This window comes from Serratia sp. 14-2641 (assembly GCF_001692375.1).
GTDB lineage: Bacteria > Pseudomonadota > Gammaproteobacteria > Enterobacterales > Enterobacteriaceae > Chania > Chania fonticola_C.
On sequence record NZ_LXKR01000053.1, the window covers coordinates 1 to 13,126 of the forward strand.

Sequence of the window (13,126 nt, forward strand, 5' to 3'; positions counted from 1 at the left end):
GGAATAAAATCCCATTCAGACGCCGGATAGATTCAAGCAAGCCAACTTATCGTCGAAATCGGTGTTGCAAAAACGGGAGTGACCATAGATTCCGTTTTCCAAACGGACCCCATATTGATGACTGCAGCATGTATTGCGGTGCCCCTGAGCTCACCTATGGAAACCTGAAATCCCTGCAAAAACATCTGGATGAAATGTACACCTACATCAGGAACAATCAGATGATGATCCCAAACTACGGCGAAATGCACCGGTACAGGGAGCCGGTTTCAACGGCGTTTGTGGAATCAACGATCAATGAAGTAATCGCCAGACGAATGGCCAAAAAGCAACAGATGCAGTGGAGCAGAAAAGGCGCGCATTATTTGTTACAGACCCGGACAGCAGTCCTGAATAGCGAACTTCAGGATAAATTTTCCAGTTGGTATCCCGGTTGCGCGATAGACGATCAAAATGGCGGGAAGCTATCAGCGATTGCAGCATAGCTCACTATTGCCCCACGGTTTTTCATGCTCTCGTGGATTTTCCAGCGACGCTGAAACTGCGCCTCAATAAACTGGCACCATTCCCGGTAATCCCGAATGTGTTGATAGCCGGCAGCAGATAAATTGAGCGAGGCGTAGCTTTCCCGTAACAGGGCGATGACGGCCTGACGCTAATAGCGCTCAACGATTTTCTTTTTGAAGTAAATCGGCCGCCAGATGCCGTGTTTGAGGCACAACCCTCCGCGAGTGACGGACAGATGAATGTGCGGGTGCTGATTAAGCTGGCGGCCGTAGGTATGCAGGGCCACAAACAGACCTATTTCGATATTTAGCTTTTTGGCCCATTTTCAGCAGGGTATTGGCGGCACAAGCGAAGAGTTTATTGAGCAGGGGCCAGTTGTTGGCAAAGGCGGGCCAGAGTTTATCGGGCATGGTGAAGGTAATGTGCTGCCATTCGCAGTCGGGAAGGATGTGCTGTTGCTCAACAATCCATTGCTCGGTGGCTTTCATGCCACAGGCGCTGCAGCCTTTGCTTTTACAACGTTGGCAGAAGTATTTGGTGTGAGAACAATGGTCAGAAGCGCAACAATACCGGCGAACGCCCATGGCACCGGTCCCGCAGGCGAGCATCCGCTCGATGACAAGTTTGGTCCATTCGGGGACGACGTTGCCGTGTTTAGCGAGTAACTGACCCCAACCATCATCAATCTGGAAGAGGAGTTTTGCCGGTCGAGGTATTGCATGCAAGGGAGTATAGCGAGCTACGATGCCTGAAGAAACGCATTCTCTAACAGAGTCTTAGCTCCCGCCGCAGGCGGGCTACTGTTCTTAAACAAAGCCAGTGGTAGGCGAAGGTCGGCTCGACTCTTTCATGAGAAACAAACTGGCATTATAAAAATCACATGAAAAACAAATATATAAAATATTTTCAAAAATCCCCTGGTAAATTATAAAGTTTATCATACTATTATATAGTGTTAAAGATTTTTGATTGTCGTCCCCATAGTAATACAAGCATGAAAAAATTAGTTCATACAGTTATAGTTTTATAATGATTATCTATGGAATACTTTTTGCTATTTGCTATTTGCTATTTGCTATTTGCTATTTGCTATTTGCTATTTGCTATTTGCTATTTGCTATTTGCTATTTGCTATTTGCTATTTGCTATTTGCTACTGACAGTTACACCCTAATTAATTGGAGTTGATGTTGGAGGTAACATGTTAATAATAAATTGGTTACTTAGTTATTTGACTGATGTGGAAATTTACGGATAACAATGCTGCAACCTCATATAAGGCGGACATGCTTAGTTTATTCGATGGGTGACGTTTTTTAAAATTCTCATATCGTCAGTTTGAACCATGAGTCTTTTCTTTATGCTGGATATAACACGTATCCTGCTATAGTGGTATTTTGTGATAAATCCTTTTACCATATTTATGAGGGGCTAATATTGGAATTAAATCGCTCAGATTCAATTTCTCAGTTCAAGATAAACGATTTCTCATTAAGCAATCCACAACTAACCGCAGATCCCTATCCCTACTACGACAAAATACGTCAGGAAGACCCCATCCACTACTCTAAGATGTATGGCGGATCGTGGCTGTTATTCAGCTACGACGACGTCAAGGCGTTGTTAACAGATCCGAGGCTGACTAACGATCGCTCTGCATTACCATTAATGGCGTTGCCAGAGGAAGAACGAGCACAGTTCACCGACATGATCCCAATTTTAAGCAAGTGGTTAGCATTCTTTGATGGAAATGATCATACTCAGCGTCGGCAACGGCTGGATGGGTCGTGTCCTTCGCTGCTAAACAAAGGTGCTTTATCCAACCTTATCCGCAATGTTGCGGAGGACCTCATGGATGGCTGGCAGGATAGAGACTGTGTTGACCTGATTGCTGATTTTGCACGCCCACTACCCGCAATAGTGATAACACGGCTGCTTGGTGGGGAAGACGGCGATCACGAACAACTGACGCGTTGGTCCGATGATATAGCCTACCTCTTTGGTGCCAGTGATCTGGCGGTCGAAGATATGCAACGTGGGCAAAAAAGCCTCCACGCTTTCAACAGTTATTTACATAACCTTGCTGATGAAGCAATAAAGTCTGGTCGCGAAGATCTGATCCTTAATCGTTTGGTAAGCGACAATGGCAAGGGATTGCAGTTCGATATCGATTCGGCAACCGCGCAATGTATGTTGCTGATGTTCGCAGGGTTAGAACCTACGCGCTATCTGCTCGGCAATGCTGTCTGGGCCCTACATCAACATCCGCTTCAACGGCACGTGTTGGCAACAGACCTGGACCAGTTGCCGATGGCCGTAGAGGAATTCCTCCGATATGGAACACCTGTTCAATATATCGGTCGGAGGGCCGCCACCACATTCACCTACAAAAATTTTAGAATCGAGGAAGGACAACTAGTGTTGCCTTATGTAGGCTCCGCGAACCGGGATCCGACGGTTTTTGATCATCCTGAAACCCTCGATTTGCGACGCACACCGAACCGGCATCTGTCCTTCGGAACGGGTCCACATGCCTGTATTGGGTCGACGCTTGTGCGCCAACAGACTCAAATTGCGCTGTCTCTGCTGCTCACGCGCTACCCATCTTTTGAAGTGAGTCAGCAAATCAAACCCGTCTGGAACACCAACCTGGGATTCCATGGTCCTACATCGCTGATGATTAACACAGGAAAAAGAGGGTAAGCATATGAACTGGAAACGTAGCAAAGTCGCCGGGTTTGCTGGTACCAATCTGGCTACAATCGACTTCGGAGGGGAAGGTGAGGGGATCCTTCTTATCCACGGAATGATGGGCAGGGCAACAACCTGGTCAACGACGGCTGAATGGCTGACCGAACACGGAAAAGTGATCGGATACGACGCCCGGGGCCACGGCTTGAGTGAGGCACCTGAAGGTCCCTATGACCGCGAGGCACATATCGAAGATGCCGCAGCCGTAATTAGAGCGTATGGGCTCGCTCCTGCCGTGGTTATCGGCCACTCAATGGGGGCGCTCACCGCGTGGCAACTTGCGGGAAAGTATCCCGATTTGGTCCGGGCCGTGGTTATCGGCGATATGGCAGCAATAGTACCCGATGTTCAGGGACGCTGGCAGGCATGGCTGGATGAGTGGCCAGCCCCGTTTGACTGTATTGCGGATATTCGCGCCTATTTTGGCGGAGATTATTTTGGTCAATACCGAATTGGTGCGCATTCTGAAAGCGTGCACCCGGCGGAAGGGGACTATTTTGTCGAAGTGTTTACTGAACGCCAGGATGGGTATTGGCCGCTGGCAAAGACGCGTAATGTGCTTGCCTGCCGGGAACACTGGAACAACCGCGACCATACTCCTGAACTGAAAAAAGTTAGCTGCCCAACGCTGGTCGCCGCCGGGGAACAAAGCTATTTCCCCGCCGAAGCTTCCCGCCAAATGGCCGATGTGCTCCCGGCTGGTGAGTTCGTATTGGTTCCGGACGCTGGGCATGTACTGCACTTCGACAATCCTCAGGCCTGGCGAGCTGCGGTTGAGCCGTTCATCCTCAAGCAAAAGGATTGATCTCATGAAGCTACTATCGTGGGAAGATGCTTTGCGAGAGTTACATATCGCCGTTGCAAGCCTTCTTATCGGCGAGCACACACCCTATCAGCAACTGTGGTCTACTGCGCCCGACGTCACCATGATGGGCGCTTACGGCGGTCTCGACATGGGTTACGATGCGGTCTGTGCGGCAATTATCAGAGCCGCTAACAACTACAGAGGGTGGCAGCCTGACTATCAGGAGGAGCCCATCGCAGCCATAAATGACGGTATGCTTGGGTATGTCATACTGAGGGAATGTGTAACTGATATGAAAGATTCGACCAAAAGATACCGTCGCATCACTGTACTGTTTCGTCGGGAGGAAGAACAATGGAAGATTTTTCACCACCACTCGGATCCCCTACACCAGCGCGTTTCGTGAGTTGTTTTTTGTAATTTACTTTTGGAATGCCGGGCTAAAATAACGCCAAACCCATTTACCATAACCTTTGCTAGTGAAAGAGTGTAACGTCAGGCACGGTGATACCACCGCGCGGTATCAATATGCTTGGCCATTATTCCTTCACGCTGACAGAACTGGTGAGCAGAGGACATCTGAGACCATTAAAAGAGGCGTCCGAGGCAGAAAACGTTGCTTAACGTGAGTTTTCGTTCCACTGAGCGTCAGACCCCTTCACCTGGAGAGCATGAAAAAGTGTGGGGCAGTCACCAAATGGGCCGTATGCTGGGGCTAGAATAGCCAGCATCATTTCATAACAATACCCGTTACTAGGCTATGAAGATCTACGTCATTTTGTCGTTGTTCATTTCCATGGCGAAGAATGCCGAAGCTTTTTTTAACAGGTCATTGTCGCTCTGAAGCTGACGTACCTGCTTTTCAAGCTCCTGTATTCGCAGTTGTTCAGGTGTAATGGCACTGGCTGCCGGAGTCTCGCCACGAACTTCTCCGCGATACTGTCGTAGCCAGCGTTGCAATGTTGAAAGACCAATGTTCATTGTTTCAGCAGCTTGTGTCACTAGATAGTTGTGCTGAAGGACCAGATTGACACATTCCTGTTTGAACTCATGGGTAAACGTTTTTCTGCGCATTCTCACCTCGTTAGTGCTACTTATTATATCTCTAACAAAGTGTCCGGGATGATTAGACCATTACAGCTCACGTCGCAGGCGTACTCATTTTATGCGGGTATCAGCGCGGGGGCGATCAGCCGACACCGACGTTGATGTTAGGCTGGGTCTTAGCAGCAACGCTGCCGTGCTAGCCATGAAGGGGCGCTACGTTCCTGTCAGACGTTAGATTTATTCAATGAAGTCGTTCAAACAACATCTAAATAAGCAACTTATTAGCTGGGTAAGATTTGTTTTAGATAAGGCCTATCTAGACCAGCTCATACCCTTCATACGTTGATTTCAATATTTTTAATCATATCCAACAAGATGCTGCAGTTATCACCGATCTCAATAAATTCCGCCACTCCATGTTGGCGTATATATATTACAGACTCGCGCCACCTGACAGGGTTGTTCATCTGATTGGCAAGATTTTTAGCCAGCGAGGTGTGGCTATATGGCTTAGCCGTTCCGTTAGCTATTACCGGTATTTTTGGCGGTGAAAATGAGAAGCCTTGAACATAGTCATAAAATTTTTCGGCTGCAATATCCAGCATGGGACTATGAAATGCCCCGCTCACGTTAAGAATGACATAATTAAGTGCATCGTTGTCATAAAAAATGCTCTCTGCCAGATGGATATTCGCTATCGGCCCAGAGATGACGGTTTGAATATCAGAATTTAAATTGGCTAGAGATAAACCAAGATGACCGTTTTTTGTAATCACGTTGAGCACTTCATCAGCATTAAGCCCCATAACCGCAGCCATTCCTCCACCCTGGCTTTCCGACATCAGCAATGCCCGTTTGTTGACTAAGCGTAAACCCGCTTCAAAATCAAAAACGCCGGCGGCCTGTAGGGCATTAAATTCCCCAAGGGAGTGTCCTGCAAGATAAATGGGGGGTATTCCACCGCCTTCCAGATAATGGCGATAATACAAAGCATTAAGAGTATATAAAGCAGGTTGTACATAACGGGTATAACTAAACTGTTCAGGAGGACAGCGGATAAAAAAATCCCGGATGCTGAATCCAGATATTTCCTCAGCAATGGCCAATAGTTCAGAATAGGTCTCCAGCACCGACACGTCCATGCCTCGGCGCTGTGCCCCTTGTCCAGGAAACAAGATTGCAGGATTTGATATCAAAATCAGACCTCTCTTGATATTTTATCAGCGGGTTACCAAAAATTGACAAGGTATTACTGTTCAGCGCTGCTTTTGGCAAAGAGATCAATCAATCCGTTGATTGATTTAATGTTTTTTAGTTCAGTTCTTGGGATTTTTACTTTCAATTCTCTCATAACGCCAGAGACGACGGAGACAATATCCAAACTGCTCGCACCATAATCCGTCATCGATTTTTGTAAATCAATGTTTTCCGCATCGATATTTTTGACTGCGTTAACAATATGTTTTTTTACAACCTCAATAATGATATCTCTATTCAAAATAACTCCTACTGCTTGTTTGGTTTACAACTAACTCACTATTCTATATAGACACTGCTGTTGTAATTGTCAACAAAAAACTATTAACTTTATAGCGCCAAGTGTAAATAAATTTATTAATGATAGAAAAATAATGACTTACAACAGTAATGGCGTTAAGTTTATAATTAACTTAAATATTATATCGGTGGGGGTGCTTGAACTGATCATGACGTACCACAAGGTGGGGTGCTTTTTTATTGAACGCGTATGGTTGATGTTTTTTTAAAAAAAACCTTTTAATTCAATGGGAAATAAAAATGCAATGATTGATATTTCCTTTTTTTTATTGTGAGAGTCGTTCGTGTCTGGAATTGCTGTGGATGCAATCTATAATTGTTCCTACCAATGCGAAACTTGAGTTGCTTGTGATGTATTTATTGGTATTTTGCAATGTTCATCAGTAACGACATGGCTGCACTGTATCCGAATGATTTAATTTTCAATCAATCAGTAATCTAGTAAGCCTTCAGTGAAGTGTGAGTAATGCCATTATTCACTTGAAGACTGTTGATATATAAACCGCGTAGCGAGCGAAGTGACTATGACTAATGCAAGCTGTTATTGTATTTATGGTGTTTGTGGAGTCTGCGATCACAGTCTGTTTATCGATTATATCGATGGGCGGATGGAGTCTCGCGAGACGCATTTATTACAACAACTAGCATGTTGTCCTCACCAGGAATTGCATGCCTGGCAGGTGCAGCAACATCCACAGGTTACTGAAGTGTTTGAAATAGAAACTGTCTTGTCTGAGAGTGCTGCAGAAGAGGCAGTCCTGTTTTGGAAGGAATATTTCGGTTCTTTAGGTACGACCGTTATTGATGCTTCACATATGAGTGAGGTATCCATGTTGGGTAATGGCAGTGATGCCCGTGGGGAAATGATCAATTACCTCCATGAAAAAGAGGTTACAGACGTGAGTAATGACTTGGTGCCTAACGACATTCAACTTGCTCGATTGAAAAGTAAATTATTATTTTCCGAAGACGTTGCCAATGAATTGACACAGCCATTAGACCAGCGGCAGATAATGAAAATGGTACCCCATCGCGCCCCTTTTCTTCTGGTTGATAGGGTGGAACTGGTTAATCTTGAGCTTAGATTAATAAAATCAACAAGAAAGGTAGATGCAGACGATCCGGTGTTTCAGGGGCACTTCCCTGGCAACCCTGTCTATCCCGGTGTATTGCAACAAGAAAGCATGTTCCAGAGCGCACTGATTTTAATGTACTTTTTGCTGAATAAAACAGCGATACCCCCATTGGATGAGCAGGTGACCAACGCAGTGGGCACCCGGGTATATGATGTTTTTCATTTGGCGGCAGTACGGCCTGGCGATGAAATGACGATCCGCTGCGTTATCACAGAATACGATTCACTGATTGTTACCGCTATTGTTCAAATTACGGTCAGCGATAAAGTCGTTACCATCGGAAAAGGAGAGTTTTGTGTTATCTGATCGCATCGTTATCACCGGCATTGCCATCAATACTCCCTTGGGTGACACATTGGATAATGTAGGCAATCACTTACTCGCTGGCAAATCAGCCATAGGTTATTGGGATCGTATAGATACCAGTAAAATTTATTCGAAGATTGGTGGGCAACTGCCTGATTATTGCGTTGAAGACAAACTTCGCTCGTTTGATGGTCGGGTCCCCGATAGCGTGCTGGCTCAGGCCGAACGGGTATTCAAGCAAACGACCAAAGGTGTGCAGCTTTCCGTATTGATGGCGATGGATGCCTGGTTAGACGCCGGGCTATTCGAACTCCCGCTTGACCCCTATAAGTCTGGAGTGATTTGTGGGGGACATAACCTGTCTGATAAATATTTACTGGATCAGCAAGCCATTTTTTTGGACGAACCTGAGTTTATTGATGCCTTTTCGGGATTAAATTCGCTTGATACTGACCATTCCTCCTCGGTGGCCCAAGTATTAAATGCCAAAGGGCTAGCCTATCTTATTGGGGGAACCTGTGCCACAGGCAACGTGGCGATGCAGGCGGCAATAAATGCGATCAAAGTGGATAACAAACAGGTGGTGGCGGTGGTTTGCCCGATGGCATCGTTCCACCCGATGATGCTGCATTCATTAACTATCCTGGAAGCTATCTGCTACGGCCAGTATCAAGATACTCCTACCAAGGCCAGTCGCCCTTATGATGTAAATCGGAGTGGATTCCTTCCATGCGAAGGCGGGGCGGTATTGATCCTCGAAGACGCCGAATGTGCCAAACGCCGTGGCGCCAAAATTTATGCCGAGCTGCTTGGTGTCAGCGTCAATTCAGATGCTAATCACCTGGGAGATCCTTCTCATGAAGGGCAAGTTCAGGTGATCCAGGATGTTCTCACCAAATGCCATATTGCCAAAGAACAGGTTGATTATGTTTGCGCCCACGCCACCTCGACCAAATTAGGTGACATCGTAGAACTCAGGTCGATTAGAAAAGTGTTCGGCTCACATGCGGAAAAACTCATTATCAATGCGCCGAAATCCTTGCTGGGGCACACCATGTGGGCATCTGGCGTCGTCGAGGCTGCTGTTGCAATCTGGCAAATGAGGCGAGGTGAATTCCATCAATCGCACAATATCGAAACGCTCGATCCCGCCGTTGACTTGAACGTTTGTGCTGATGGAAATGTAAACAAAGACGTAGAGATTTTTATCAACAACTCTTTTGGTATGGGCGGCATTAACAGCGCCAGCCTGTTCAGGCGATATCATGTCTGATAGAAACCTGTTTATCAGCGGTGGGGCTAGCGGCATTGGGCGTAGCGTGGTGATTGCCGCGTTGAACAAGGGCTGGAATGTGGGGTTTAGCTACTACCGTAACCAGGATAGCGCACAACATTTGCTCGATATTGCTGCCGCAAAGTTTCCGCAGCAATTGTGCCGTGCCTATCTGCTAGATGTGGCCGATAGCTGTGCCGTGGATGCGGTAGGGGACCACGTTTTGGTCGATTTTAGCAATATTGATGCCGTGGTTTGTAACGCTGGAACCGACATTCCGGGCAACCTGGTGTCGATGACTGATGAAGATTGGACACTGGTGATTAATACCAATCTGAATGGGGCATTTTATCTTGCCCGCTATTTTTTGCCGCTATTTATGAACAATAAGTATGGGCGCATTGTCACGCTTTCTTCACTTGCCAAAGATGGGTCGTCAGGGCAGGCAGCTTATGCGGCCTCCAAAGCCGGGTTGGTTGGCTTAACTAAAACCATCGCCAAGGAATATGGCCATTTGGGCATTACGGCCAATGTGCTGGTGCCGGGATTAATTGATACCAATATTATTGGTAATGACGTGAAGGGGATCACTCGGTTTTTTGAACAATATGCCCCGGTGAAGAGGCTGGGCACCACGGCTGAGGTGGCTGAGGCCATTTTGTTCCTTATCAGTGCAGAGTGTAGCTATGTCAACGGGGCGATCTTCAATGTGACCGGAGGCATTGACTGGGTTTATTAATTTGCGGAATTCCTGATGAATAATATCGGTATTGAGAAAATCAGTATTTATCCCAGCAGTCTGGCGCTGGAGTTATCTGAACTGGCGCTGGCTCGTGGGGAAGACAGCCAATATATTCAAGAAACCCTGATGGTTAAGATACGGAGTTTGGTTCCGCTGTGGGAGGATGCCGTTACGCTAGCCGTCAACAGTGCCCAAGAGATGTTGACCGAACGCGATCGTGCAGATATTGGCCTATTTATCATTGCTACCGAGTCGGGGTTGGACCAAGAAAAAGCGCTAAGTACCTGGGCGCATCGGCATTTGAGATTACCTAGTGCCTGCCGGGTTTTTGAGTTGAAATCCGCTTGCCATGCTGGCGCGGCCGCCTTGAAGATGGCCGAGTCCTGGCTGTCGTCGGGCCTTAATCGTGGCAAGAAGGTACTGCTGATTAATGTCGACATCAGTAATAATATGACCCGTCATGGCAAAATGGAGTACAGCCTTGGCGCGGGGGCTATTGCTCTACTCATTTCAGATACGCCAGCCTTTGCCATTATTGAGACGGGTAAGTCGGGTATTCATACTCATGAAGTGACGGACGTCATTCGTCCCCTCCCTTGGAAAGAAATTGCCATCGATGTAGAGGCGAGCCTTTTTTCCTATATGGATGGTCTTGAAAGCGCTTTTGCAGAGTATTGTCTACAAGTACCAGAAGCAAACGACAGCGCTTACTTTGATTACAATATTTATCACGTGCCTTTTCCCGGTATCAGTAAAGAGGCCCATAAGATCTTGTTGGAGCTGCAAGGGGAATTTAGCCCAGAGGCGCTATCGGCTTCATTTAAGCAAAAAGTTGTGCCCGCTTTATATTACCCACAGAGAATGGGGGCCACCTACTGCGGCAGTATTTTTCTTTCCCTATTTTCGCTGATCTTGCGGGCGCCCACTCTTAAATCAGGGGATCGTATTGGGATCTACTCCTACGGCTCCGGCTCATGTGCTGAATACTTCAGTATGCTGGTTGGCGAAAATGCATCAGCGATAGCGCAACAGCAGGGGGCGCAGCTGGATACCTTGTTGGCACAACGCAAGGTGTTGAGTGTATCTGCATATCAGCAGCTAGAAGATGCGCGCAGCACGCAAATGCAGGGGGAAAATTATAACTTAGACCAAGACTTCCTGCAGGATTGGTATGCCCATCACTACCACGGGCGAGGTCGTCTTATCCTTAAAGGGATCGATAATTACATGCGGAGTTATCACTATGCATGAATTTATTACCGTCCCGATAAAGTTCAACCCCGATTTATTAAGAGAATTTGAAATCAGCTTTGGCGAAGCACTCAATAATCAGCAGGTTGATGTCATCGTGTTGATTGGTAGAGACAACTATTTTTGTATGGGGATGGATCTTGATTATATTGCTACCGATTATGCTCCATGCTTCGTTGCGCAGTTTTGTAATACCTTGAAAATGGTGAGGAGCAGTTCAAAGCCTGTGTTGGCCAAGGTTGAAGGAAGTGTGATAGCCGGAGGGGTAGCATTACTGTCGATGGTGGACTTTATCATTGCTGATGAAGCGGCCTCTTTCAGTTTGCCTGAATCGGCATTTGGTTTAACACCTGCCATTGCCATCGCTTGTTTACTTGAGCGTATCAAGCCTCAGCATATTAAATACCTTGCCTGGACCTCAGATGCAATTTCTGCCAAACAAGCGCTTGAATGGGGGTTGGTAGATAAAGTTAGCTCAGCAGCCAGCCTAGAACAAGATGTTTTGTTAATGCGCCATCGGTTTTCCCGAACTCCGGCCAGCGTCATACGCGAAAGTAGACAATTATTGAGTAAGTATTCCCCTTTCGAGGATGTTATCAACCTGGGAGGGCAGTTGCTACAGGATAAACTAAAGGATATTCAAGTGATAGAAAAAATAAGCGTCTATCTGGAGAATATCAGGTTGTTTAATGATGAGTATGCGAGGGATTAAGATGGCAAAGATAACGCTAACAAAATACAATGAAAATATTGTTTTTTTTAATATTAACGATCCCGCCAGCAAGAATGCCATTGATGATGATTTCTGTTTACAGCTCTATGAGATTGTTGACACGATAAATAAAGATAAGGCGATCAAGGTACTTATCTTGCGGGGTGGGCCGGAAATATTTTGTACGGGCGGAACGGAGGCATTTTTACAAGGCCTGATTAAACATTATCAAACCAATATTGAACATGAATATGCTAATCATCTCAAGCACCTGTTGCATATCCCTATTCCTGTGATTGCCGCGATGGAAGGGAGTGCGACGGGTGGCGGATTAATTTTAGGTTTATATGCCGATATCGTAGTCGCAGCGGAGGAGAGCCGTTATGGTCTATCGTTTATGAACATGGGTTTCACCCCAGGTATGGGGTCAACCGCGATGTGCCGGGAGGCTTTTGGCTACCATACCGGCTTTGAAATCATGGTAACCGGCAACTATCTTAAAGGCAGTGAGCTAAAAGGGAAGGGCTGTTTTAATTATATTTTACCCCGTAATGAGGTTCTGGAAAAAGCGCTTGAACTTGCTACCGCTATTGCTGAAAAACCGCGAAATAGCCTGGAGTTATTAAAGAAATACATGTCAATAGAGCGTCGTAAAAACCAGGAGGAGGCCAGTACCATTGAGGCCTTTATGCACCATATTTCATTCAATCAAGCTGATATCAAACAACAAATACAAGACAATTATACAGGTTAACTATGCTGAATAACTTTAGTGAAATGGTCGTCTTAGTTACGGGGGGGACCAAAGGTATTGGCCGGGCGACGGTGGAAAGCTTTGTAAAAGCCGGAGCTAAAGTCTATGGTACGTATTATTGGGGGGATAATCTGGATGAGCTCGAAGCCTGTTTCTCTCTTTATCCCAACCGACCTATTTTCCTACAGTCCGATATCAGTGATAAAGAGGCCACCATTGGATTAATCAAAACGATCGTCGATAACCATCAAAGGATCGATGTTTTGGTCGCCAATGCTGCTTTCGC

General features: G+C 46.3%; 14 protein-coding genes and 2 pseudogenes. 11 read left to right on the plus strand and 5 right to left on the minus strand.

The window, feature by feature from the left end:
• Positions 1-485, plus strand: a pseudogene (locus A6U95_RS18515) (hypothetical protein); the annotation flags it as partial.
• 170 nt (positions 486-655) lie between these two features.
• On the opposite strand, the gene A6U95_RS31555 reads toward A6U95_RS18515, so the two are convergent.
• Entirely contained in the window at positions 656-793 is a 138-nt protein-coding gene (locus A6U95_RS31555; protein WP_241810686.1) for a transposase, read from the minus strand.
• Entirely contained in the window at positions 762-1,232 is a 471-nt protein-coding gene (locus A6U95_RS31560) for a transposase zinc-binding domain-containing protein (RefSeq protein ID WP_241810687.1), read from the minus strand. Before A6U95_RS31560 ends, A6U95_RS31555 begins: the two co-directional genes overlap by 32 nt.
• A 711-nt stretch (positions 1,233-1,943) precedes the next feature.
• On the opposite strand from A6U95_RS31560, the gene A6U95_RS18525 reads away from it, so the two are divergent.
• Genes A6U95_RS18525 through A6U95_RS18535 form a run of 3 tightly spaced genes read left to right on the plus strand, consistent with a single transcriptional unit; the run spans position 1,944 to position 4,468 of the window.
• The gene (locus A6U95_RS18525) at positions 1,944-3,209 is read left to right on the plus strand and encodes a cytochrome P450 (RefSeq protein ID WP_139102408.1); all 1,266 of its coding nucleotides are present in this window, start codon (positions 1,944-1,946) and stop codon (positions 3,207-3,209) included.
• 4 nt (positions 3,210-3,213) lie between these two features.
• Complete coding sequence (locus A6U95_RS18530) at positions 3,214-4,062, plus strand: alpha/beta hydrolase (RefSeq protein ID WP_065685536.1); 849 nt, start codon at positions 3,214-3,216, stop codon at positions 4,060-4,062.
• Between the two features lie 4 nt (positions 4,063-4,066).
• Positions 4,067-4,468: a nuclear transport factor 2 family protein gene (locus tag A6U95_RS18535; RefSeq protein WP_065685537.1), complete on the plus strand. Its 402-nt coding sequence runs from the start codon at positions 4,067-4,069 to the stop codon at positions 4,466-4,468.
• Between the two features lie 506 nt (positions 4,469-4,974).
• On the opposite strand, the pseudogene A6U95_RS31565 reads toward A6U95_RS18535, so the two are convergent.
• The 3 genes and pseudogenes from A6U95_RS31565 to A6U95_RS18550 all read right to left on the minus strand — a co-directional run.
• Positions 4,975-5,136 (minus strand): annotated as a pseudogene (locus tag A6U95_RS31565) (transposase); the annotation flags it as partial.
• Positions 5,137-5,444: 308 nt separating this feature from the next.
• The gene (locus A6U95_RS18545) at positions 5,445-6,305 is read right to left on the minus strand and encodes an ACP S-malonyltransferase (protein ID WP_059202107.1); all 861 of its coding nucleotides are present in this window, start codon (positions 6,303-6,305) and stop codon (positions 5,445-5,447) included.
• Between the two features lie 53 nt (positions 6,306-6,358).
• On the minus strand, positions 6,359-6,607 hold the full coding sequence (locus tag A6U95_RS18550) for a phosphopantetheine-binding protein (RefSeq protein WP_059202106.1): 249 nt from the start codon (positions 6,605-6,607) through the stop codon (positions 6,359-6,361).
• 922 nt (positions 6,608-7,529) lie between these two features.
• On the opposite strand from A6U95_RS18550, the gene A6U95_RS31785 reads away from it, so the two are divergent.
• From A6U95_RS31785 to A6U95_RS18585, 7 genes are all read left to right on the plus strand, one after another.
• Complete coding sequence (locus tag A6U95_RS31785; protein ID WP_059202203.1) at positions 7,530-8,108, plus strand: 3-hydroxyacyl-ACP dehydratase FabZ family protein; 579 nt, start codon at positions 7,530-7,532, stop codon at positions 8,106-8,108.
• Positions 8,098-9,381, plus strand: coding sequence for a beta-ketoacyl-[acyl-carrier-protein] synthase family protein (locus A6U95_RS18560; protein WP_065685539.1), 1,284 nt, complete (start codon positions 8,098-8,100; stop codon positions 9,379-9,381). The genes A6U95_RS31785 and A6U95_RS18560 overlap by 11 nt, the downstream gene beginning before the upstream one ends.
• On the plus strand, positions 9,374-10,120 hold the full coding sequence (locus A6U95_RS18565) for an SDR family oxidoreductase (protein WP_059202202.1): 747 nt from the start codon (positions 9,374-9,376) through the stop codon (positions 10,118-10,120). Before A6U95_RS18560 ends, A6U95_RS18565 begins: the two co-directional genes overlap by 8 nt.
• Before the next feature lie 15 nt (positions 10,121-10,135).
• On the plus strand, positions 10,136-11,374 hold the full coding sequence (locus A6U95_RS18570) for a hydroxymethylglutaryl-CoA synthase family protein (protein ID WP_059202105.1): 1,239 nt from the start codon (positions 10,136-10,138) through the stop codon (positions 11,372-11,374).
• Entirely contained in the window at positions 11,367-12,086 is a 720-nt protein-coding gene (locus A6U95_RS18575) for an enoyl-CoA hydratase/isomerase family protein (RefSeq protein WP_059202201.1), read from the plus strand. Before A6U95_RS18570 ends, A6U95_RS18575 begins: the two co-directional genes overlap by 8 nt.
• 1 nt (position 12,087) lies before the next feature.
• A complete protein-coding gene (locus A6U95_RS18580; RefSeq protein ID WP_065685540.1) occupies positions 12,088-12,840 on the plus strand; it encodes a polyketide synthase in 753 nt (250 codons plus the stop codon).
• Positions 12,841-12,842: 2 nt separating this feature from the next.
• Positions 12,843-13,126, plus strand: a 284-nt coding sequence (locus A6U95_RS18585) for an SDR family oxidoreductase (protein WP_139102409.1), incomplete at its 3' end; no start/stop codon positions are given.

What these genes read in the sequence shown, in the direction of transcription:
- A6U95_RS18570 (WP_059202105.1), top strand. Translation starts at nt 10,136, where the DNA reads ATGAATAATATCGGTATTGAGAAAATCAGTATTTATCCCAGCAGTCTG.
- A6U95_RS18530 (WP_065685536.1), top strand. Translation starts at nt 3,214, where the DNA reads ATGAACTGGAAACGTAGCAAAGTCGCCGGGTTTGCTGGTACCAATCTG.
- A6U95_RS18535 (WP_065685537.1), top strand. Translation starts at nt 4,067, where the DNA reads ATGAAGCTACTATCGTGGGAAGATGCTTTGCGAGAGTTACATATCGCC.
- A6U95_RS18565 (WP_059202202.1), top strand. Translation starts at nt 9,374, where the DNA reads ATGTCTGATAGAAACCTGTTTATCAGCGGTGGGGCTAGCGGCATTGGG.
- A6U95_RS31785 (WP_059202203.1), top strand. Translation starts at nt 7,530, where the DNA reads ATGATCAATTACCTCCATGAAAAAGAGGTTACAGACGTGAGTAATGAC.
- A6U95_RS18575 (WP_059202201.1), top strand. Translation starts at nt 11,367, where the DNA reads ATGCATGAATTTATTACCGTCCCGATAAAGTTCAACCCCGATTTATTA.
- A6U95_RS18580 (WP_065685540.1), top strand. Translation starts at nt 12,088, where the DNA reads ATGGCAAAGATAACGCTAACAAAATACAATGAAAATATTGTTTTTTTT.